This is a genomic window from Balneola sp., from assembly GCA_003712055.1.
Classification (GTDB): domain Bacteria; phylum Bacteroidota; class Rhodothermia; order Balneolales; family Balneolaceae; genus RHLJ01.
This window is the reverse complement of record RHLJ01000004.1, coordinates 134,351-157,569: the sequence shown is the minus strand read 5'-3', so window position 1 is coordinate 157,569 and position 23,219 is coordinate 134,351. Positions and strand designations below refer to the sequence as shown.

Below are 23,219 nucleotides of genomic sequence, written 5' to 3'. Positions count from 1 at the left end.
ATCAGCAAATATCACACATGGCATCATTTCAAAACAAGATTATATTGGTAACTGGCGGAGCTCGAGGAATCGGTTACCTGATGGGAAAAAAGTCTCTCCAAAAAGGAGCAAGACACTTAATTCTTTGGGATATAGATGAAACTAAATTGCAAGACGCAAAAAACGAACTTTTGGAGCTGGGTTATTCTGTCTCCACTCAACAGGTCGACGTATCTAGTTCAGACCAAGTTGAACGAGCTGCAAAGGAAGTGTTGACGCAATTCGGGCATGTAGATATCCTTTTCAATAATGCCGGAGTAATAGTTGGAAAATTATTTCATCAACATTCCAGCCAAGACATTGATCGAACCATTGATATTAATGTGAAAGGGTTGATGTATGTAGCTAATCAATTCCTTCCCAAAATGATGGATCGAAACTCCGGACATATTGTAAGCATTACATCAGCAGTAGGTCTTACCCCTAACCCTGGAATGGTAGTTTATGCCTCTAGTAAATGGGGTGCCGTAGGCTGGGCGGAATCTTTGCGACTAGAACTGAAAAATTCACATCCCGGAATCAAGTTCCTGAATGTAATGCCAAGCTATATCGATACCGGAATGTTTTCCGGGGTTAAAGCCCCTCTTCTTATGCCCCTTCTTGATCCTGAAAAGATTACGGATAAAATAATCTCTTCGGTTGAAGCGGAGCATATCCACCTTAAAACACCTTTTATGGTAAAGACTACTTTATTCTTTAGGGGAATATTACCAACCTGGCTGTATGATTTTGTTGCCGGTCAAATATTTAAAGTCTACGAATCAATGAACACTTTTAAAGGGCATCCTAATGAGTAAATACTCCAGCCTCCTTGATCTTCAACGGCAAAACTTTTTGTCTAATGAAACGAAGTCACTTTCCTTCAGAAAGAAGCAGCTTACTACTCTTAAAACCATGCTGAAAGAGAATGAAAAGGCTATTTTTGACGCTGTTCATAAAGACCTTCGAAAAGCACCCTTTGAAACCTACGGTTGGGAAGTCGGTTTAGTCATCAACGAAGTGAACTATGCCATTAAGAATCTACAAAAGTGGGTGAAGCCTACGCGGGTACCTTCCTCACTGGTTAATTTTCCTTCAGAAAATTATATCCTCAAGGAGCCTTATGGATGCACCTTAATCATTTCTCCCTGGAACTATCCGGTTCAACTATGCTTGCTCCCGCTTGTTGGAGCCCTGGCCGCTGGCAACACGGCCATCTTAAAGCCCTCTGAACTTACCCCACACACTGCTGAGCTGCTTTCTACTTTAATTACCAATTACTTTTCTTCTGATACCGTTGCGGTTTGTACCGGAGGAGTAGAAGTGAGTCAGGCATTGTTGGATCTAAATTTTGACTATATCTTTTTCACAGGAAGTACTCGTGTTGGAAAAATCATAATGCAAAAAGCAGCAGAAAGACTCATCCCTGTTACTTTGGAACTCGGAGGAAAGAGCCCCTGCATTGTTGATGAAACTGCAGATATAGCGGTTTCGGCAAAGCGAATAGCCTGGGGAAAATTTGCTAATGCCGGCCAAACCTGTATCACCTCTGATTACCTCCTAATTCATCCGTCGATCAAAGATGAATTTCTGGTAGAGCTGGTATCTGCTATTCATACTTTATATGGTGAAAACCCTGAAGCTTCTGAAGATTATCCACGCATTGTTAACGAAACTCATTTCGAGAGGCTTTCTGCATTCCTTGATAATGGAACGCTGGTATATGGGGGAAATACAAATCCCGAAACAAAATATATAGCTCCTACTATTTTGGATAATATTACCTGGGATGATCCGGTAATGCAGGATGAAATCTTCGGACCTATTCTTCCTGTTCTTACTTATTCTGATTTAGATGATGCGGTAACCCAAATCCGAAACGCACCACGTCCTTTAGCCTGCTATATATTTACCAATAGCGAACATACAGAGCGATATATCCTGGAACATGTAACTTTTGGTGGTGGCGCTATTAATGATACGGTGGCACAATACGCCAATCATCACCTGAGCTTTGGAGGGGTTGGTGCCAGTGGATTCGGTTCCTATCATGGAAAAGCAAGTTTTGATTCTTTCACGCACCAAAAAAGCATCATGAAGAAAAATTTCTTGCTGGATATCCCAGTTAGATACGCGCCATACAATGGCAAAATGAAATGGCTTAAAACCATCTTCCGATGAGTATTCCTTCTTCCTTCAGCGCTATCCTTTCAAAAGAGACAAATGAGGGAATTATCCCTCTGATATCGGAAGTGTCTTACTCGGAGCTCCCCGATCATGAGGTAACCATCAGGGTGCATTATTCTTCGCTCAATTTCAAAGATGGGCTTTCCGCTTCTGGTAAAAACCGGGTCACAAAAAAATACCCTCATGTATCAGGCATTGATGCTGCCGGAGTAGTCATCGAAGACACAACAGGTACCTACCAACCGGGCGATTCAATTGTAATTAACGGAAGAGATTTAGGAACCAACACCTGGGGTGGTTTTGGAGAGATCATCCGCGTACCAGTTGATTGGATTGTACCTAAGCCTGAGGGTTTTTCCTTTGAACACGCTATGACCTTTGGAACAGCCGGATTTACAGCCATGTATGGTATCAAGCGATTGCAACGAGAACTTATCACTCCTGAAAGTGGCCCTATCCTTGTAACCGGAGCAACAGGTGGAGTGGGTTCATTTGCCGTGCTCGGGTTAGCTCAATTAGGATATAAAGTTGTGGCTGTTTCCCGAAAGAAAGAAGCCAGGGATTTCCTTACTCAACTTGGAGCCTCACATTTTCTTTCCCCTGAGGAAGTTTTAACTGATAGCCCTTCCCCTCTTCTATCTCGCAAATGGGCGGGGGCGATTGATACCGTTGGTGGAGTTTTACTTGATGCGCTGCTTCGGCAAATGTACAGCAAGGGTGCTATTGCTTGTTGTGGAAATGTACTTGGTAATACACTTGAGACAAGTATCTACCCTTTTATTCTGAGAGGAGTGTCTTTACTCGGTATTGATTCTGCTTTTTGTGAACAACCTTTAAGAAAAGAGATATGGAGAGAAGCGGCTCTACTTCCATTTGATCAGCTTCCGGATGGTTTTTATAAAGTCGTTGATAAAAAAGCTATGCTTGATGAAATCCCGAAAATCTTGGAGGGAAAGGTTCAGGGAAGAGTGGCTTTAACCCACCAGTGAACTTGTTAGTAATCCAGGTGTGGAATTTCGTTCTGTAGAGAAATCAGTTTTTCAAATGCTTCTTTGAAATCAAAAAAGCTTATCGGCTTTAAGAGAAAATACAACCCTTTTTCTCTCTCAATTTGTTGAATCGTCTCTGCATCAGATTCACCTGAGAATAGAATCGCTGGCATTCGATTACCAGCTTCTCTTAACCCTTTTATAAGTTCCGTTCCTTTTATAGCGCCATCCAAATGAATATCAGAAACAAGAATATCAGGTTTTAGCAGTGGAATTTGTTGAAGAGCTGATTCTCCACTACTTACGGTGCCTACTACTTCATGACCCATTTCTTCAACCATTTTGGATGCCAGCATACATAATACAGCATCATCCTCCACGATTAAAACTTTCGCTTTATCAACAATCATTAGCTAAAAACCTACTTTTATAAAATCTAGACTAAAATATTGGAGATTTTTAATGATTCAAAGTTTTTATTTTTTAGCAATCTATAGGGCCATTCTTGTCAACCAGACCTTTTCTTTTCCTTTCAAATCATTCATTGATTTACTACTATTATCTCGTGAAAAAATTCCGCTCATATACTAGTTCTTCTTTTATTCTAAGCCTGTTATTAAGCCTTGCCTTGATGATTCCTGCTCAGGATATGATGCTTCTATGTGATATGATGAGCAATGATCATGAAGTAGTTTCTTCAGCAATGAAAGGAATGGATCATCATGACCAAAAAGAAGATTGTGATTCAATGGGGATGGGAAATGATAGTGAGTCAGAGAATACTCACTGTGATGCAATGCTAGATTGTAATTGCATAGAAGTATTGGCCGCTAGAAAAAATGCCGTTATATCAGCGCCTATGCATATAAATATTTCTTTTTCCTTAATTTTTGAATCTTTCGATACATCTATTTCTCTTTCATCAATAAAGGAAGTTTTTCCTCCTCCTATATGGCGTCAAATATCTTATTCCCCACCGGACTTATTTCTTGAAAATGAATCGTTTCTGATTTAGAGATATGTAATAATAGTCTTCGCAAAAGCAGAAGGCTGTTAGCTTTTTTGCTTCGACTGGTCAGTCAATTAAAACTATTACAACTATAGAGCTTGGCTAATGCCAATCTCACTAATTCAGAATTATGTTAAACTCCATTATCCGGTTTTTCCTGGAAAACAAACTGGTTGCAGTACTCCTACTGGTGTTGCTTGTTGGATGGGGAATTGTAGTATCTCCATTTGGTTGGTCGATTGGTTCACTACCTAATGACCCTGTTCCAGTGGACGCCATTCCTGACCTGGGTGAGAATCAGCAGATCGTTTATACACCCTGGCCCGGACAATCCCCACAAGATGTGGAAGATCAAATTACCTATCCGCTAACCACACAGTTGCTTACGGTACCAGGCGTAAAGACCGTCCGAAGTACATCCATCATTGGCTTTTCCAGCATCTATGTAATCTTTGAAGAAGGCGTAGATTTTTACTGGAGCAGGTCGCGTATCCTTGAAAAACTAAATTCACTGCCTGGCGGAACATTACCGGATGGAGTACAACCTTCCCTTGGCCCTGACGCTACAGCACTCGGACAAGTTTTTTGGTATACCCTAGAGGGAAGAGATGCCGAAGGTAATCCAGCTGGAGGTTGGGATCCCCAGGAGTTACGCAGCATCCAGGACTATTATGTGGGCTATGCCCTTTCAGGAGCTGAGGGAGTAGCTGAAGTCGCACCTATCGGAGGCTATGTAAAAGAATACCAGGTTGATGTAAACCCCAATTTACTACAGGTTTACAATATCTCTCTTGTTGATGTTTTCAATGCTGTTCGAAAAAGCAATACCGAAGTAGCCGCAAGAACCATCGAGTTAAATAAAGCAGAATACCTGGTTCGAGGGCTGGGATACATTCAGGGAATAAGCGACCTGGAAGAATCGGTAGTAAAAGTAGTAGATAATACCCCCATCCGAATAAAGGATGTAGCACGCGTTGCCATGGGACCGGCTATGAGAAGGGGTGCGCTGGACAAATCCGGAGCCGAAGCTGTTGGAGCAGTGGTAGTAGCACGACAAGGAGCCAATCCCCAGCAGGTCATTGAAAATGTAAAAGAGAAAATTGAGGAGTTAAGTCCCGGGCTTCCCACAAAAACTCTCGCTGATGGCAGAGAGTCCAAGGTTACAATCGTCCCTTTTTATGACCGATCCGAATTGATTTCTGAAACATTAGGCACCCTGGAGGAAGCACTCAGCCTCGAAATACTCATTACTATCATTGTGATTGTGATTATGGTGATGAACCTGCGTACTTCATTCCTCATTTCTGCCATGCTTCCGGTAGCTGTGCTAATGACTTTCATCGCCATGAAGTATGGAGGTATAGATGCTAATATTGTTGCGCTTTCGGGTATAGCCATCGCTATTGGTACCATCGTGGATATGGGAGTTATCCTTTCCGAAAACATGCTCCGGCATATGGAGAACCGGAAGGAAGGTGAGTCATTGCTGGAGGTAATTTATACCGCAACTACCGAGGTAGCCTCTGCTGTTATCACCGCTGTTTCAACCACTATTGTGAGCTTCCTACCCGTCTTTACCATGATTGCTTCGGAAGGAAAGCTGTTCAAACCCCTGGCTTATACCAAAACCTTTGCGCTTGTTGCTTCTATTATTATTTCAATCACCCTAATCCCTCCTTTTGCTCACTGGCTTTTCTCTATTCGGATCGAAAAGAGAATCGTAAAGTTTGGATGGAATATCGCTCTGCTTGTTGGTGGTATCATTGTCCTGTTTGTAGGACCTGTGTGGGCCGGGCTTGCCTTGATGGGTTTTGGGATCATCAATGGATTGACCTGTTTTATGAACGATGGATATACAAAGCGAGCAACATTCCTGAATAATGTTTGGAGTGTGCTGATTGTAACCTGGTTACTCGCTCAATACTGGCTTCCACTAGGCCCTTCCAATACCTTCGTGGCAAACCTCTTCTTTGTCATCCTGTTAATCGGGTTTATCCTCCTCACTTTTTGGCTGGTTATTCGATACTATGAACCTTTAATCTCCTGGTGCCTGGATCATAAACTCACTTTCTTATCTATTCCGTCCTTCTTTGTGGTACTCGGAGTAGTAATTTGGCTGGGCTTTGGTAACGTATTTGGAGTAGTTGGGAAAACAGGACTGGAAAATACTCGATTCTGGGCTACTGCTGAGGAAAGCTTTCCCGGACTTGGAAAAGAATTCATGCCAGCGCTGGATGAAGGGGCTTTCTTATTGATGCCAACAACCATGCCCCATGCCGGAGTGGAAGAAGCCATGGATGTAATGCAGAAAATAGACATGGCGGTTACTGCGATCCCCGAAGTAGAGCATGTGGTTGGAAAGATGGGACGAACCAACTCTGCCCTTGATCCGGCTCCTATCTCCATGTTTGAAAACCTGATTGAATATAAATCAGAGTACAAAACAGACGAAGACGGACGGCGAATACGGTTTGAAGTAGATGAGAATGGTGAATATGCCCGAGATGAAAAGGGTGAACTCATCCCTGACCCAGGTGGAAAGTACTATCGACAATGGCGCGATCATATCCAATCTCCGGATGACATCTGGGATGAAATTGTAAGCGCCGCCAGGATTCCAGGCACTACCTCGGCTCCAAAACTGCAGCCCATACAAACCCGATTGGTAATGCTTCAATCGGGAATGAGGGCACCTATGGGGGTTAAAGTAAAAGGCGCTGATCTTGAAAGTATTGAAGCATTCGGGCTTCAGCTTGAAGAAGTGCTAAAACAAACCATCGGGGTAAACCCATCTTCAGTATTTGCAGACAGAATTGTAGGCAAGCCCTATTTAGAAATCGATTGGGATCGCAACCAGCTAGCTCGCTATGGATTAACCGTTCAGGATGTGCAGCATTTTGTTACAGTTGGGATCGGAGGTATACCTGTCTCAACATCAGTAGAAGGCAGGGAGCGTTATCCAATAAGGGTTCGTTACGCGCGAGACTTCAGGGACAACCCCGAAGCCATTTCTGACTTACTCGTTCCTACCAAAACCGGGGCTCAGATTCCCCTTTCTCAGTTAGCCTCTATCGAATTCCGGAGGGGTCCACAGGCTATAAAGAGTGAGGATACTTTTCTCATTGGCTATGTGATTTTCGATAAGCTGGATGGATATGCGGAAGTTGAGGTAGTAGAAAATGCCCAGAGAACTATTCAACAATTAATTACTGACCGATCGATTGTGGTTCCCGCGGGAATTAGCTTCGAATTTGCTGGCAGCTATGAAAACCAAATCCGTGCTGAAAAACGACTTAGGGTTATTCTCCCCATTGCCCTGATTGCTATTTTCTTAATTATGTATTTCCAGTTCAAATCGGTAGCCACAACCGGAATGATCTTTAGTAGCATCTTTGTGGCCTGGGCTGGTGGTTTTTTACTGGTCTGGTTATACGGTGAGTCCTGGTTCCTAAACTTTGACTTGTTTGGGCAAAATATCAGAGACCTTTTCCAGATGGGAACGGTAAATCTAAGTGTGGCGGTCTGGGTAGGTTTTATAGCACTTTTTGGCGTGGCATCCGATGGAGGGGTGGTTATGGCGACCTATCTCGACCAGTTGTTTGATAAGAAAAAACCGACCACCAAAGAAGACATCAAATCAGTGGTGGTAGAGGCCAGCACAAGAAGGATGCGCCCTACACTTATGACAACCGCCACGACTATCCTGGCGCTTCTTCCTGTACTAAACTCAACCGGCCGTGGAGCTGATATCATGGTTCCCATGGCGATTCCAAGTGTTGGAGGAATGCTCCTCCAAATTATTACCCTGTTTGTAGTGCCCGTTCTCTACGCCTTCTGGAAAGAATTTAACCTCAAAAGGAGTCTGAAATGAAACAGATATCCCCATCCCTTTTCTTATCTATCTTACTTTTACTTAGTGCGTTACCCATGAGCACCTTTGGGCAAACGCTGGAAGAATACCAGGAAGAAGCTGCTCGAAATAATCCTGAATTAAGAGCTTCTTTTAATGAATATCAGGCTGCACTTCAGAAAGCACCTCAAGTAAGTTCCTTGCCAGACCCTGACTTGAGCTTCGCTTATTTTGTAAGCCCCATAGAAACCCGGCTTGGCCCTCAACGCCTGCGGATATCGGCTACCCAGATGTTTCCCTGGTTTGGGTCACTTAAAGATCATGAGACCAAAAGTGTACTAAATGCCAAAGCCCGATTTGAAGTTTTCCAGGAACAAAGAAATCGAATCTTTCACAATATGGAAGTGCTCTGGTCAGAACTTTATACTGTTCAGGAGCAAATACATCTGGTGAATGAAAACCTTGAAATCGTAAACACTCTGGTGAATACCAGTTTGAGGAAATATGAAACCGGGTTAGTACCTCAGGTTGATGTGCTTCGTGCACAAATTGAGCAGGAAGATCTGAAAACCAAAATTCAGCTACTCGAAGATAATAAGCGCTTGTTGGTCATTCAGTTTAATGAACTTCGAAATGTTGATCCTTCCGAGAACATTAATACACCCGATACCCTATCCCTCCACTCCTTTGATTCATTCAATGAAGAGGCCTGGCTGGAACAGGTACATTCAAGGAACCCTAACCTGAATCAGCTGAGGTATAGAGAGAGTGCTGCCGAAACGAGTATTGAGATCGCCGAAAATGTTGGAAGACTTTCTTTTGGTGTAGGGCTGGATTATATAGCCACTGGAGAACGAGATGATGTTACTTCCCTAACCGATAATGGAAAGGATGCTATGGTGGTTCGGTTGAATATTAAAGTCCCTTTGTTCCGAAAGAAATATCAGGCTAAGGTAGAAGAAGCCTCGCTTATACATTCTGCCGCCCAATACAATACCATGCACTTAGAGAACCAACTTGAAACGAGTTTCTATACGGCATTAAGAGACTTAGAAGATGCCAGGCGACGATATGAGCTCTATACTGAACAGCAGATTTACCGGGTTGAACAAGCAGTGAATGTACTCCTTCAGTCCTATGTATCCGATAACCTGCAATTCGAAGAAATTTTAAGGCTTGAGCGACGACTTTTTTCTTATCAATTCGAGCGAATAAAAGCCGAAGCGGATGAGTTCCGGGCTTTTAGCTATTTACGCTACTTAAGCGGCGAACAAAACACCTCTCCTGAAGACATTAACTATTGATCACAGAATTATGAAAAACCTAAGAACTTATATTGTTTATGCGGCTGTTGGTATTAGTGGAATCCTGATTGGCGCGTTGCTATTTAGTGGGGGATCAGAGCCCCAAAGCCTGGATGAACATATTGCAGAAGCGCATACCAATGAGGATGGAGAGATAATCTACACGTGTAGCATGCACCCTCAAATCCGGCAATCAGAACCTGGCAACTGCCCTATTTGTAGTATGACTCTCATTCCAGTTGATGATAATTCTTCAGAAGCTGATCCGAATAGTTTGGTAATGAGCCAGGCTGCCATGCAACTTGCCGAGATCGAAACCTCTCCGGTCATTAAGTCCACTGCAATTTCCACACTTCGACTACCCGGTAAAGTAGCCGTGAATCAGAGGAAGAGTTCTGCTATTTCTTCCCATATTCCCGGCAGAATTATTGATTTATATGTGGATTTCAAAGGGGATTATATAGAAGAAGGCGAACCAGTAGCCTCTATTTACTCACCCGAGTTAATTGCCGCCCAGCAGGAGTTATTTGAGACTGCTAAATACAAAGAACAGAACCCTACTCTGTATCAATCTGCGCGAAGGAAACTGGAGCTTTGGGAACTCCCGCTTGCTACCATCGACGAAATTGAAGCGGAAAACATGGTCATGGAGAGTGTGGACATTGTTTCCCCAGTATCCGGTTATGTTCAGGAAATAAATGTACAACGACAAAAACACGTAATGGAAGGCTCCTTGATGTATGAGGTGGCCGATTTATCCTCGGTATGGGTGATGTTCGATGCCTTTGAGTCGAATGTATCGGTTCTCGAAGTTGGTCAGAAGCTAGAATTCACCACCCCCTCTTATCCCGGACAAAGCTTTTCAGGGACGGTGGATTATATAGATCCTGTTATCCAGAACTCTTCCCGGTCTTTACAATTCCGTGTTGAAGCAGATAACGAAGACCTCCGACTAAAACCAAATATGCTGGTAGAAGGAATTTTGAATGCACAAATAAGTGAGGCCGATCAACTATTAATCCCCACTTCTGCTGTTCTTTGGACGGGCACCAGGTCGGTAGTATTTGTGCAGGAACGTGGTACTTCAGAGCCTACCTTTTCAGCCCGGGAAATTACCCTTGGGGAGCGAGTAGGAGATCATTATATCGTGATAGAAGGTTTGCAAGAAGGAGAACTTGTTGTGACCAACGGCGCGTTCAAATTAGACAGTGCTGCCCAGCTAGCGGACAAGCTTAGCATGATGAATAGAAATTCTGAAACGAATACAACACAACCTGAACCTGAACATGAGCATCACATGATGATGATGGAAATGGCCGAAGTAAATGAAGATTTCCGCGATCAGTTAGTATTAGTAATCTCCGAATACCTGGAGCTTAAAAATAACCTGGTACAATCAAATCCCGGAGCGGTAGCTGCATCAGCACAACAAGTTCTTAGTTCTCTTAATGCCTTGGATATGGAGCTGTTGGATGGTGAAGATCACATGGAGTGGATGAGTGAATTCCCAGCTCTTAAAACGAGTACAGAATCCATTTTAAGTTCCTCTTCTCTTGAAGAGCAACGAAGCTCTTTTAGAGACTTGTCTGCTCAACTCATCGAAACCGTTAAATACTTCCAAATTCAGGGGGTGTATTACGAACAGTTCTGCCCCATGACTAATAATGGAGCCGGCGCTTACTGGCTAAGCGAACAAGAAGAAATTGCCAATCCCTATCTCGGTGAAGATATGAGCCATTGTGGGGAGACGATAGTGTGGTTGGAGTTTTGAGGGGGTTCAAATGCCATTCTAAAATTTTATCGCGTTCACTCTTTCCATTAATTGTTCCATTCGCTTCATTAGCTGCCCGAATGACACCGAATCCTCTTGAATCATGTTCTCCTGCATCGCCCGGTAATCTGCTTCCCAAAGAGCTATTACTTTTGGAGGAGGAATAAGATTTACATTGCCCGGAAGATGATTTGTATAATCAATGCCGGCTAATCTTGTAAATTGCCCCCGATGAGCAATTATTCCTTTGTATAATTCTTCATCTTGTAGAGCAGATGTGGCCAGGTTCTCATCCATCATTTTGTGAAGATCATATAAATGCCTGCTAAGCCTCTCCGCCCTTAATTCTTCTTCATTCCGTTGAAACTCTTCATGAAGCAGAAATATTTTCTCCAAAAAGGTTCTTTGTGGTAATACACAGGGAACTTCAAATTCAAGGAACTTCAATCCCACAGAATCCAACATTGGGTTAATAATCGGGCCTATTATTCTGCCTTCAAAAGGCTCAAACAACGATCGGGCACTCAGCTCTACTAACACTCTGGGAGGCAGATACGAAACTCTATCTGTTAATTCTGGGTATTGAATTTCTATTTTGGATGGGTCGGCATCTGAATTCGGGTTTGGGTTTACTTGTAATGTTACATCCGCACCTTTCTCTTTAAGTTTCTCTTCCAGAGTCGGTGTGAATTCTTCCAAAACAAAGTTTCGGATCGTTTTCCTGAGCTTGGTTATTTTCTTTTTTCCTAAGCTTCCGGCAAAACCAAATGACTCTCTATCAATAGCCAGATCGATGTCTTCTGAAAATCGCTGAATAAGGTTCCAGCCTTTGCTTAATGAAGTTCCTCCTTTAAATACAATTCGATCAGCTAACGGGAGCTCGAAAATAGATTGAAGAGTAAGGGTAACCCACCAGTCTTTTTCTACTGCGGCTGGTGGCAATCCTAACCGGGCACCTGTTTGTTCAAATATTAGCTTCTTTCGGTCATCGGGTAATTCAAACCACGCACTCATAGTCTATCCTCCATTTTCCACTTCAGCCAACATGATCTTTCTAATCCATGCAGGAGCCAGTTTCGCATCGTGTTTCAAAAGCTGAATGTCTTCTTTCTTCAGAAGATCCTGAATTCTTATTAGTTGTTGCCCGGTAGTGTTTTCCTTTCCTATTTCGCGCAGTGCCTGAATCACCAGGCCACTGATTGTTCCCTTTACCGCCAGGTTTTTAGGAACCGTGCGCTTAAATTGAATCTTCCTGTTTCCAACTTTGATACTCCGCTGGGATCCATCGGTTAAATATACCGCATTAAGTGGCACCTGGGTAGATAAGCCCAGCTTATTCAGGGCATAAGCTCCTGTTGGAATTATTTGAGCCTTATCTCTTTTAGCAACTGCTTTGGCAATAATATCAATGGGGGGATAAAGAACTCCCAATTGTTCATCGACTTTTGGGAAAAGGTAAATGCCATGAGCCAACCGAACCAATATCCCTTCATTCTCTAACCGGACAAGAGCCTTGCGTACTGCTTCGTTTGTTGCGAGGTCATAAAACATTTCCGGGAAAAAAATTTTTCCACGCTTAAAGTCTCTTAATCGCTTAACTATTTGTTCTTCAGCTGTTTTCACTAAATTTTTATTTAAATCTTGTCACAAATTTAGTAAATATTTGTGACAGAATATGTATTCAAAAAAGACGTGGTTACTTATTTCCGAATCATAGAATAAGCTCTTTTAACTATAACTCTTCCTGTATCAGCCCCTTAACTAACCGCTCATTCACTTTCTCTCGTTGCTCCAGTTGGGCTTTCAACTCATCGCAAATAGCAAAAAGTTTCGATGCGCTGAACAATGCGGTGTTGTTCTTCGAGTGGGAGGAACAGGCAGCTTTACATTTTGAAGCTTCGTTCCATTGAAGTTTGCTTGATTCGTTTGTTTAGTGATCTCCGGTTCAATTTCATTTGTACGGCAATGTGGTGTATTAAAAATAAGATGAATACAATTCTTCAAAATTGCTTTTGCTTATTGCCTAACTATGTAAAGACATTATGCCTGGTCACTAACAAAAAAACCCTGACTCAAAATTTTGAATCAGGGTTTAAATGTTATCGTGGGACCGGGCGGAATTGAACCGCCGACACACGGATTTTCAGTCCGTTGCTCTACCAACTGAGCTACAGTCCCTCCGAAGGGCGACAAAGATACCTCCTTTAATATCTAGATACAATACAAAGGTGGACTTTGTTTGTTTAATCTGCTTTTGAATAGGAAACTTTCAGTAGAACCTTTAAACAAGCTTTTCAGTCATCCCGGGCTCCGACCTGGGATCTGTAAAGGTATACCTGTTTAGCCGTTTCAGATTCCGGCTTTCGCCGCGGAATGACCCTTTTGGTATTCGAAGAGCGTTTCCTATCCCGAAACTGGGTTATTTAAGAAAGATGGATATCTTTCAAACGTATCTGCAGGGTACGCCGGCCATTCCAGAAATTCTCTTCCAATACATAAGCAATATCAAAGGTTTCGCCGCCACGAATGGAGGGCAGGTATTCATGCATATTAAAACCGATAGTATCGAACACCCCGGATCCGTTTTGCTTCACTTTCATTTTAAGATGACCATTACCTACCACTGAAGGAATTCCCACTACCTGCACGCCTTCTGAAACAAATACCGGGCGAAGGTTCGAGGGCCCAAAAGGTTTAAACTGGGATAGGAGCTTCCAAAACTTCATATCTATTTCAGCAAAATTGAGCTTGGAGTCGATGGAGATTTCTGGCTCAAAATTAGACTCTGACAACCCTTGATATGCAATTTGATTTACTCTTCGGCGGAATTCAGAAAGGTTTTTTTCTTCAAGAGTCAAGCCTGCAGCAAATTCGTGTCCTCCAAATTGCTCCAGTAAATCTTCGCACTGTTTAAGTGCATTGTAAATATTGAAGCCCTTAATACTTCGGGCCGAGCCTTTGATTTTGCCTTCTACATTACTCAGCATGATTGCCGGGCGATGGAACATATCCACTAACCTGGAAGCCACAATCCCGATAACCCCAAGATGCCAATCTTCTTTATACAACACCAGGGTAGAGATCTCATCCATATCCAGTACATCATGAATCTGGTTCATTGCCTCTTCCATCGTAAGAGTATCCTTATCTCTCCTTTTCAGGTTGATGGACTCTAGCTCATGGGCCAACAGCCGGGCTTCCTCATAGGAATCGGCCACCATTAGTTTTACAGCAGCGCTTGCATCACCCATTCGACCGGCCGCGTTAATTCTCGGGCCAATAGAAAACACAATTTTTGAGGTGTTAATATCCTCTATTGGCATTTTAATGAGCTCCATCAAGGCTTTAATTCCCACGCGGGGAGAGCTCTGAATCATCTGAAGTCCGGCTTTCATCAAAATGCGGTTCTCGTCTATAATAGGCACGATATCAGAAGCGATAGAGATCGCCACCAGGTCTAAAAACTTGTTGGCTATGCTACCTGGAAGGCCTAATCGCTCCAGGGTTCCTTGAATCAGCTTGAATCCAACCCCGGCTCCCGACAGGCCATCAAAAGGATAGGTACAATCAGGGCGCTTTGGGTCAAGTACAGCTACGGCATCAGGAATTGAATCACCTACGGTATGGTGATCGCAGATAATCAGCTCCATTCCTTTGGCCTTCATTTCTTCTGCTTCTTCGATGGCTGTAATGCCGCAATCAACGGAGACGATCAGTTTGGCCCCTACACTTTCGGCGTATTGAATACCCTCCGGATTAATCCCGTACCCCTCCTTGAATCGATGAGGGATATAGTAATCGGCATCCACTCCGAATTCCTGCAAAAAGGTGTACAGACATGCTGTTGCTGTGGTTCCGTCAACATCATAATCTCCATACACCAGCACTTTTTCGCTTTTACGAATAGCCAACGCAAGGCGCTCAGCACCTTTGTCCATGTCCTTCATTAAAAAAGGATCATATAGAAGATCTATTGTAGGTCTGAAAAAAGTCTTTGCATCATCATAATTTTCTATGCCACGAATAGCCAGCAAATGGGCTATTTTTTCCGGAACTCCGAGCGCCTGCTGCAATACAGGCACGCGTTCCTTCTGCTCCGGCTGTGCGTACACCCAGCGGAATGACATTGTTATCCTTTCTTTTTCTTTTATACATAAAAGGTTGTCCGGCGATCAAACCGTAACACCAGGTGTTAAATTTTTTTCAACGATTCTAAAATACAATAATGTTGAAAACTTTCATTGCATAGCGCCCTGCTAAATCACCAAATTCGTGAACTGTTGCATTATTGCGTTTAATAATTAACAAGCACCATTTTCGCATTACAATTAATAACCTTTTCCCTTTTTACTTATTATAATCGAGGTATTATTTTTGTGGATATTAAGTGGATAAAGCGAGAGCTTTGGAAGCGGTTCCAATCAATAAAAATTTCATGCTAGACACCCCTGTTAGAGAAACTTCTGTGAATTCCCTCGATAAAGAAAAATTCCCTGTTTTTAGCACGCTTCAAGAAATGGAGCATGAGCAAGTTGTAATTTGTTCCGACCCCGAAATTGGGCTCAAGGCGATCATTGCTATCCATAATACCACATTGGGCCCCGCTCTTGGCGGTACACGAATGTGGATGTATCAAACGGAAGAAGAGGCTATGCGTGATGTACTTCGCCTCTCGAGAGGTATGACCTATAAATCTGCTATTTCAGGGTTAAACCTTGGTGGTGGTAAAGCAGTTATTATTGGAGATCCTCATACAGATAAAAATGAAACACTCTTTAGGGCATTTGGTCGCTTTGTAGATGGACTCGCCGGCCGATACATTACTGCAGAAGATGTAGGAATGACAGTTCAGGATATGGAATGGATTTATTCTGAAACCAAGTATGTAACCGGAATTCCTGAGACCCTGGGTGGAAGTGGAAATCCCTCTCCTGTCACTGCTTATGGAGTGTTTATGGGAGTGAAGGCCTGTGCTAAAAAAGCTTTTGGCAACGATTCTCTGGCAGGGAAAAAGATTGCTCTTCAGGGCGCCGGAAATGTGGCTTCTTTTTTTGCTAAGCGCGCAGCCGATGAGGGCGCTAAATTATTTATTTCCGACATCTACGCTGAAAAAGCCAATAAGCTGGCTGAGGAAGTAGGCGGAGCCGTTGTTTCTCCGGACGAAATCTATGGACTGGATGTGGATGTATTTGCCCCTTGCGCCCTTGGTGGTGTGGTTAATGATGACACCATGGATCAGTTTAAGTGCCCTATAATAGCAGGAGGTGCTAACAATATCCTGGATAATGAAGACGTACATGGGCAAATGCTTGTTGATCGTGGAATCATCTACGCTCCTGATTATGTAATTAATGCCGGTGGAGTCATCAACATTTCCAGTGAACTGGAAGGATATAATCGTGAGCAGGCCATGAATCAGACCGCAAAAATTTATGATACTACCCTGAATATCCTTAGCTATTCTGAGGACCATAATACTCCAACACATAAGGCATCCAACATTCTTGCTGAAAAGCGAATTGCAGATGTGGCTCGCTTGAAATCTAAGTACTCCTCCAAAAGCCATTTCTCAGGAAGACTCGGCGAAATGTATATGACAGACCGCCGTTAATTCACAGGTTTAATCCGTATCTTTGAACCCCGACTTTCATCGGGGTTTTTTTATTTAATCTATTATTGAACATTCATGAATCGAGAGGAATACGAATTTAAAGACCGGCTTATCAAGGGAATTACTGAGGACGGGCATTTTAAGATTTCGGTAATAAAAACTTCTGATGTTGTAAAAGAAGCAATGGAACGACATCAGCTTTCATTATTAAACACAGTATTACTAGGTAAAGCTCTAACAGCTGCTATGCTGCTCGCTTCGGAACTAAAAAAAGAAGAGCGTATCCAACTTCGCCTTGATGGTAATGGTCCTGTTGGTACCATTTTAGCTGAGGCAAATAGCCTGGGAGAGATGCGGGGGTATGTTGGCAGTCCATCAGTTGAACTCGACTATAATGATGCTTCGGTACAAATTGGAGATGGTATTGGCGAAGGTATCCTGACATTTACAAAAGTGCTCTATAACGAAGCTGAACCAAGAACCTCCAGTATTCAGATTGTAGCAGGAGATATCACTTCTGATGTAGCTCAATATCTTGCTCAGTCTGAGCAAATACCTTCAGCAGTTCTTTTAGATGTTGGTATTAATGAAGCAGGAGAAGTTACAGAAGCAGGGGGCATACTTCTTCAACGCCTACCGGATGCGCCGGAGGGACAAATAGATATGCTTCAGGAGCGTCTCGGTTCCTTTCCTCCTATTGATCAGCTTTTGTCAGATGGACAATACATCGACGAGATTATGACTAAAGCAATCTCTCCGATTAAGGTAAAAGAGCTAGGCCGTCAACTGGTTGATTTCTTTTGCAGATGCTCCAAAGAGCGATTCATGGATGCCCTTGCTATGCTGAGCATGGATGATCTCAAAGAACTGGAAGGAGAAGGGCAGGAAGTGGCGTGCCACTACTGCAACAATAGAGAGAACATTTCGAAAGAAGACATCGCTCAATTAATAACTCAGGCACAAGCAAAACTAAACTAATTCACGATGGGCAGACTTTCAGAAGATGATATACGGTTTATAATCAAACGAGCTACCATTCTCCAAAAATACCATCAGCAATCTCCAAATAAAGAATTGCTGCCCACTTCTGAAGATTTTGATACGGCATATTCTATTGGTGAAAACCTGGCTATCCAAAGGGAATTTATTCACGAGGCAATAGTAGAGTACATTGGCTCCCCTACCCAAGAACCTGTTTCTGTTGATACTGGAAGTAGCTCAAAAGCGAAAATAGTGGGTTATGCTAACGGTTCAATTGATAGTGCTTTAATGCACGAAATACGAGCCATGTGCGAATATCACTTCAATTCTATCGGGAAGGTAAGCCGCCGAAAAGGGAATATATACTGGAAAGCAATGCCCTCCGGGATCAATAGATTCTTTGAAACCTCTTCTTCCCCTACCCTGGAAATATCTCCACAAGAAGCTGGGCAGAAAATTACCATCACCCAAAATCTACAAACCTATAACAAGTTCTATCCTTTTGTTGTGGCTGGTTTGTTTACCGCTGTGATGCTATTTGCAGGAGTTGTATTTGGTCAAGCAGGAAATGATGGAACTGCTCCCATGCTTATTATTTCGGGAATGTTTTCTATAGCTGCTTTTTTTATCTCCCGATTCATTCGGCGTAAGAAGATAAAACGGAAAGAAAAGCTGATAGAATTAGTGGAGGATCTTCAGCAGGTCATAGAAAGGAAGTTTCGAAGTAAAAACCTCTCTGCGAAGCAACCTCAGCCTTCGATTGTTATCGAAGAAAATGAAATTGATGCGCTGGAAGACATTGAAATCAAGATTTCTAAGCAAGCGCCTACCAAAAGCTAATTTGTTTTATAGATGCTACTAAGCATTTACATATAAACTTTTTTTGGTAACCTTTGTGCGTGATTGGTTATTCGTTAATGGTTATTGGAAAGGTCGTTCACCAATAACCATTAACGAATAACACTTAAGCTCAGTGAGTAACTAATGGATACTAATTTATTGTACTTTATCCAATATCAATTAAGCCTTAACTTTAACCGCCCAATCAAAATTTAGCCCAAAAAAATGGCTGCTCGAGTAGTAATAGTTGGTGGTGGATTTGCAGGTATAGAGGTTGCAAAGTCCTTGAAAGGAAATGATTTCAAAATCACCATTATTGATAAATCTAATCATCACCTCTTTCAACCCTTATTATACCAAATTGCTACTGCGGCTCTCTCTCCCGGTGATATAGCTGTGCCGATACGGTCGGTGTTTAGCAAGCAGAGAAATGTGGATGTGATTCTTGGTGAGGTTGTTGCAATTAGCAAAGACGACCGATCCATTCAACTCGCTGATGGCGATGTAATCCCTTTCGACTACCTCATTTTAGCTACAGGGGCCAAGTACAACTACTTTGGAAATGATGAATGGGAAAAATATGCGCCTGGGTTAAAATCACTAGATGACGCCATCCGAATTCGTGAACGTATTCTACTTTCACTCGAGAAAGCAGAGAAGATTCCGGAACTGGAAGATCGAAAGCCTTATCTCACCTTTGTAGTAATTGGTGGGGGACCAACGGGGGTAGAAATGGCGGGTTCTATTGCTGAAATTGCCAAGCGAAACATGATGCGCGATTACCACAACTTCCATAAAAACGAGACCACGGTGTATTTGGTGGAAGCAGCGGGCACGGTATTAAACGGATACCATGAAAAACTTTCGGAAAGCGCCTTGAATTCACTTACTAAAATGGGTGTACAGGTAATTTTGAATTCACCGGTTCAGGACATCACCAAAGAGGGGGTACATCTCAAAAACCATTTTATCGAAACTCCCAATGTAATCTGGGCTGCAGGAGTTGCTGGAACCTCAGTATTAAACCAGCTGAATGAAGATTCTGACAGAACCGGTCGGATAAAAGTTAACCCCGATCTTTCCATTCCTTCCGATCCTAATATTTTTGTTCTGGGAGACGCCGCTCATTTTCCTGATAAAGATGGAACGCCTCTTCCAGGTGTGGCTCAGCCTGCCATTCAACAAGGGCGTTTTGTAGGGAAGCTTCTGAAAGGTGAGCAGAAGGGTAAGGAGCGTGGTGCTTTTAAATATAACGATAAGGGTATCATGGCTACTATTGGTCGGGCTAAGGCTGTAGCCGATGTAAATGGTTTTAGATTAACTGGCTTTTTTGCGTGGGTGCTTTGGGGGGTCGTTCACATTTTCTTTTTGATTGGTTTTCGAAATAGATTTAGAGTATTCGCGGAATGGATTTGGCATTACATCACTTTTAAACGAGGGGTGCGGTTAATCGCCAAGAAGAATGTGACTGAGGAATGACTATTTAGTCATTCTGAGGCCTGTCCTCCGCAGTAAGCTACGGAAGGCGGGCTACTGCCGAAGAATCTAGTCGAGTAAATGGTTAGATCCTTCGCAGGTATGCTCAGGATGACCTCTATACTAGATCGAAAAACTAGTCCCGCAACCGCAGTTGTCTACGGCATTAGGGTTATCGAAGGTAAAGCCGCGGGCGTCTAATCCATCCGGATAATCAATCTCAATACCTTCCAGATATAATAAATGATCTGGGTTTACAATAAGCTCTACACCAAAGCTTTCGAATACAGTATCTGTGTCCATCCTATGATCTAGCCCGAGCTTGTAGCTTAGTCCTGAACAACCACCACCTTCAACAGCTACTCTTAAATACAGATTTTGGTGGCTGGAATCTCCGTCCTTGATCTTCTCCACTTGTTTAGCGGCTCTTTCGGTAAGCGTAACAGGTTCTCCTGTTAGCTCCTGCTTCTCTTCCAAGGTAGAGAACTCCTCTTCCTCAAAATCAATCAGTGAGGCAATTACGTCGTCTAAATTGTCTTCTTTTGTGCTCATTTCTCTTGTAGTTCTATTGTCATCCTGAGTGAACGCGAAGGATCAACGAAATAGAGCGGTTAATAGGTTTTCGTTGATTCTTCTGAAGTATCCTCAGAATGACTTTGAAATTACGCACTTTTCTTGGAAAAAGTATAATGGGCTACTCCATCGCGTTCAAATAGATCCAATACCCCTGCGCTTACTAAATTCACCAGTATTTTAGCGGCGGTATAGGTAGTTGTATTTATTAAAATCGAAAACCGTTCTACGGTGATGTCGCTATACTCATTCAAAAACCGAAATAAGAGACGCTCCTTTTCTCCATATTCAAAAGTAACCCCCTCTTCTTTGCTCCCGCTTTTTAGGACTTCAATCCACTCATCTGAAGCCAGTACACTTTCGTCCTCACGGCGTACGAAAACCTTCCTTCCCTTCTTTCCTTTCAAGTATATAGGCTTTTCATCAGATTCCTTTACATCGACTAAAAGCACATCCCTTCCTGACACGCTAATTAATTGGATATTGATTTCGGGAGAAGGAACACAGACATCGTCTATTGCCTGAGAAAGCCAGAATTCTTCTTCCATATAGCTTTCCACCCCTACAATTTCTCCCTGATCAGAAACTCCAATTAGAATCTTCCCTCCATCAGTGTTGGCAAAAGCAGCAATTTCTCTGGCTATTTTTTCGGGGGAAGCGACCTTTTGCTTGAATTCCAGGAATGAGCTTTCTCCAGTAGCGATCAGATTCTTAAGATCTTGTCTTTTCATATCAGAAACTTCAACATTTCCGGTATGCTGTAAATAAAATTCCATCTCGTCTTTCATAGAATTGCCACCTTCTATTTTTGACGATTGATCAAAGCCTGACATGCAATGATCTGACGTCTGTTTAAATGATAACTTCGTTTTTGGGATCTCTCGTCATTAACGCATTCAGTGCGTCTTTAGGGTCTTCCTCTTCAAATAATACCCGATATACTGCTGAGGTAATGGGCATATCCACACCCGTCTTTTGAGCCCATCCGTAAACTGACTTCGTAGTTTTAACGCCTTCAGCTACCATATTCATGCTTTTGGTAACTTCTTTCAGCTTTTTACCCTGTCCAATTTGATGTCCCACATACCTGTTACGACTGTGTGTTGACGTACAGGTTACAATCAAGTCACCCATCCCTGTTAATCCAGAAAATGTATCCGGGTGAGCCCCCATCATAGCTCCCATTCTTCGCATTTCATGAAGGCCCCGGGTTATAAGAGCGGCTTTTGCATTATCACCAAGCCCAGCACCATCGATAACGCCTGCAGCAATGGCCATAATATTTTTCACCGAACCTCCGATTTCTACCCCAACCACATCATTATTTACATATACCCTGAACATTGGGGTGAGAAAGGTGTCCTGGATAATTTTCGCCGTTCTCGTCGAATATGCGGCCGCTACTACTGTGGTAGGCTTTAACGTGGCTACTTCCTCAGCATGACTAGGTCCATAGAGTACTCCTACATTATCTTCGTAGGTTACCCCCTCCATTACCTCAACCAAAATCTGGGACATGGTTTTAAAAGTATCGTTTTCTATTCCTTTTGATACCGTCACTAGTATTTCATGTCCGTCAAGACAGGGCTTAATCCTCGCTGCAATCTCTCTTAAGGTATGTGATGGAGTGGCAAACAAAATCATATCCTGGTCCCGCAGACATTGCTCCAGATCGTGGTATGCTTTAATTGATTCAGGAAGCTCCAGATCTGTTAAATACGCCGGGTTCCTATGGTCATTATTAATGGTATCCACGACTTCAGCTTCTCTTGCCCAGATCTGTACATTATTGCCCGCCGTATCAAGGACTGTAGCTAAAGCCGTACCAAAACTCCCGGCGCCAATTATGGTCACATTCCGCTTTATCATGCTTCAACTCCTACTGTCTGTTGTTCCTCTTCCTCCTCGTTATTCTTTTTTGAGGAACCCACTTTGCTTTCAGTACCATCCCGAAGTCGCTGGATGTTCGATTTATGTCTGTAAATAATCCCCGATGCTATAAGCACACTAAATATGATAATACTGCCATCTACTTCCATCCCTAGTCCATACTTCATCACAAGCAATGTAATCGGATAGACAAATGAGCTTAACATAGATGCCAGAGAAACATATCGGGTGGCTAGGATAACAATTACAAAAATTAAGAAAGAGATAGAGATGGATATGGGCTCTATACCAAATAACATTCCGCAGGCAGTGGCAGCCCCTTTGCCCCCCCTGAATTTTGCAAATACCGGAAACATGTGCCCAATTACTGCAAATAATCCACAGGCGATTTTCAAAAAGGCTTCAACTTCCCAGTTTGGAGGCGAAAGTGGCCCCGAGAATAGATCAAAGGCAACTACACTTAACCAAAAAGAAGGGACAAAACCCTTCATGAAGTCCAACACAAAAACCGTTACTCCAAATGGAACACCAAGAACCCGAAATGTATTGGTAGTTCCCGCATTTCCACTTCCATGTTCACGAACATCTACCCCTTTAAAAACCTTTCCTACCCAGATAGCTGATGGGATAGAGCCAAGTATATAGCTAATGAATAAGACCGTTAACGTAGACAGCATAGAATAGATTTTGAACTAAGATACTACCTGAAGCCTAGGAAAA

At 42.8% G+C, this 23,219-nt stretch carries 19 protein-coding genes and 1 tRNA gene; 11 read left to right on the top strand and 9 right to left on the bottom strand.

Annotation, left to right across the window (positions count from 1 at the left end; all coding sequences use genetic code 11):
• Positions 1 to 17: 17 nt before the first annotated feature.
• The 3 genes from ED557_10480 to ED557_10470 are packed head-to-tail and all read left to right on the top strand — an operon-like array spanning position 18 to position 3,194.
• Positions 18 to 836 (top strand): SDR family NAD(P)-dependent oxidoreductase, encoded by an 819-nt coding sequence (locus ED557_10480; GenBank protein ID RNC83128.1) that lies wholly within the window; start codon positions 18 to 20, stop codon positions 834 to 836.
• A complete protein-coding gene (locus tag ED557_10475) occupies positions 829 to 2,199 on the top strand; it encodes an aldehyde dehydrogenase (GenBank protein ID RNC83127.1) in 1,371 nt (456 codons plus the stop codon). The genes ED557_10480 and ED557_10475 overlap by 8 nt, the downstream gene beginning before the upstream one ends.
• Positions 2,196 to 3,194: an acryloyl-CoA reductase gene (locus ED557_10470; GenBank protein ID RNC83126.1), complete on the top strand. Its 999-nt coding sequence runs from the start codon at positions 2,196 to 2,198 to the stop codon at positions 3,192 to 3,194. The genes ED557_10475 and ED557_10470 overlap by 4 nt, the downstream gene beginning before the upstream one ends.
• Positions 3,195 to 3,199: 5 nt before the next feature.
• On the opposite strand, the gene ED557_10465 is transcribed toward ED557_10470, so the two are convergent.
• Positions 3,200 to 3,604, bottom strand: a complete 405-nt coding sequence (locus ED557_10465) for a response regulator (GenBank protein RNC83125.1) — start codon at positions 3,602 to 3,604, stop codon at positions 3,200 to 3,202.
• A gap of 155 nt (positions 3,605 to 3,759) precedes the next feature.
• Here ED557_10465 and ED557_10460 point away from each other — a divergent pair, with 155 nt between their 5' ends.
• From ED557_10460 to ED557_10445, 4 genes are all read left to right on the top strand, one after another.
• Positions 3,760 to 4,209 (top strand): hypothetical protein, encoded by a 450-nt coding sequence (locus ED557_10460; GenBank protein ID RNC83124.1) that lies wholly within the window; start codon positions 3,760 to 3,762, stop codon positions 4,207 to 4,209.
• Between the two features lie 124 nt (positions 4,210 to 4,333).
• Positions 4,334 to 8,074 carry an efflux RND transporter permease subunit gene (locus tag ED557_10455; protein ID RNC83123.1) on the top strand — a complete coding sequence of 1,247 codons (3,741 nt, stop codon included), beginning with the start codon at positions 4,334 to 4,336 and terminating at the stop codon, positions 8,072 to 8,074.
• Positions 8,071 to 9,357 carry a TolC family protein gene (locus tag ED557_10450; GenBank protein RNC83122.1) on the top strand — a complete coding sequence of 429 codons (1,287 nt, stop codon included), beginning with the start codon at positions 8,071 to 8,073 and terminating at the stop codon, positions 9,355 to 9,357. The genes ED557_10455 and ED557_10450 overlap by 4 nt, the downstream gene beginning before the upstream one ends.
• A 10-nt stretch (positions 9,358 to 9,367) precedes the next feature.
• Positions 9,368 to 11,128, top strand: a complete 1,761-nt coding sequence (locus tag ED557_10445; GenBank protein RNC83121.1) for an efflux RND transporter periplasmic adaptor subunit — start codon at positions 9,368 to 9,370, stop codon at positions 11,126 to 11,128.
• Positions 11,129 to 11,146: 18 nt separating this feature from the next.
• On the opposite strand, the gene ED557_10440 is transcribed toward ED557_10445, so the two are convergent.
• The 4 genes from ED557_10440 to recJ form a co-directional block, all read right to left on the bottom strand.
• Positions 11,147 to 12,142, bottom strand: a complete 996-nt coding sequence (locus ED557_10440; GenBank protein ID RNC83120.1) for a nucleotidyl transferase AbiEii/AbiGii toxin family protein — start codon at positions 12,140 to 12,142, stop codon at positions 11,147 to 11,149.
• A gap of 3 nt (positions 12,143 to 12,145) precedes the next feature.
• Positions 12,146 to 12,751, bottom strand: a complete 606-nt coding sequence (locus tag ED557_10435) for a hypothetical protein (protein RNC83119.1) — start codon at positions 12,749 to 12,751, stop codon at positions 12,146 to 12,148.
• A 479-nt stretch (positions 12,752 to 13,230) separates the two neighbouring features.
• A tRNA-Phe gene (locus tag ED557_10430) sits at positions 13,231 to 13,306 on the bottom strand.
• A 245-nt stretch (positions 13,307 to 13,551) separates the two neighbouring features.
• A complete protein-coding gene (gene recJ, locus ED557_10425) occupies positions 13,552 to 15,255 on the bottom strand; it encodes a single-stranded-DNA-specific exonuclease RecJ (GenBank protein RNC83118.1) in 1,704 nt (567 codons plus the stop codon).
• Between the two features lie 308 nt (positions 15,256 to 15,563).
• On the opposite strand from recJ, the gene ED557_10420 reads away from it, so the two are divergent.
• From ED557_10420 to ED557_10405, 4 genes are all read left to right on the top strand, one after another.
• Positions 15,564 to 16,739, top strand: coding sequence for a Glu/Leu/Phe/Val dehydrogenase (locus ED557_10420; protein ID RNC83117.1), 1,176 nt, complete (start codon positions 15,564 to 15,566; stop codon positions 16,737 to 16,739).
• A 75-nt stretch (positions 16,740 to 16,814) separates the two neighbouring features.
• The gene (gene hslO, locus ED557_10415; protein RNC83116.1) at positions 16,815 to 17,717 is read left to right on the top strand and encodes an Hsp33 family molecular chaperone HslO; all 903 of its coding nucleotides are present in this window, start codon (positions 16,815 to 16,817) and stop codon (positions 17,715 to 17,717) included.
• A gap of 6 nt (positions 17,718 to 17,723) precedes the next feature.
• On the top strand, positions 17,724 to 18,560 hold the full coding sequence (locus tag ED557_10410; GenBank protein RNC83115.1) for a hypothetical protein: 837 nt from the start codon (positions 17,724 to 17,726) through the stop codon (positions 18,558 to 18,560).
• 225 nt (positions 18,561 to 18,785) lie between these two features.
• Positions 18,786 to 20,039 carry an NAD(P)/FAD-dependent oxidoreductase gene (locus ED557_10405; protein RNC83114.1) on the top strand — a complete coding sequence of 418 codons (1,254 nt, stop codon included), beginning with the start codon at positions 18,786 to 18,788 and terminating at the stop codon, positions 20,037 to 20,039.
• 120 nt (positions 20,040 to 20,159) lie between these two features.
• Here ED557_10405 and ED557_10400 read toward each other — a convergent pair whose 3' ends face one another.
• The 4 genes from ED557_10400 to plsY all read right to left on the bottom strand — a co-directional run bounded on the left by ED557_10400 (position 20,160) and on the right by plsY (position 23,176).
• Positions 20,160 to 20,588 (bottom strand): iron-sulfur cluster assembly accessory protein, encoded by a 429-nt coding sequence (locus ED557_10400; GenBank protein ID RNC83113.1) that lies wholly within the window; start codon positions 20,586 to 20,588, stop codon positions 20,160 to 20,162.
• 110 nt (positions 20,589 to 20,698) lie between these two features.
• Positions 20,699 to 21,397, bottom strand: coding sequence for an ATP-binding protein (locus ED557_10395; protein ID RNC83413.1), 699 nt, complete (start codon positions 21,395 to 21,397; stop codon positions 20,699 to 20,701).
• A gap of 64 nt (positions 21,398 to 21,461) precedes the next feature.
• A complete protein-coding gene (locus ED557_10390) occupies positions 21,462 to 22,478 on the bottom strand; it encodes an NAD(P)H-dependent glycerol-3-phosphate dehydrogenase (GenBank protein ID RNC83112.1) in 1,017 nt (338 codons plus the stop codon).
• Positions 22,475 to 23,176, bottom strand: a complete 702-nt coding sequence (gene plsY, locus ED557_10385) for a glycerol-3-phosphate 1-O-acyltransferase (GenBank protein ID RNC83111.1) — start codon at positions 23,174 to 23,176, stop codon at positions 22,475 to 22,477. Before plsY ends, ED557_10390 begins: the two co-directional genes overlap by 4 nt.
• Positions 23,177 to 23,219: the final 43 nt, after the last annotated feature.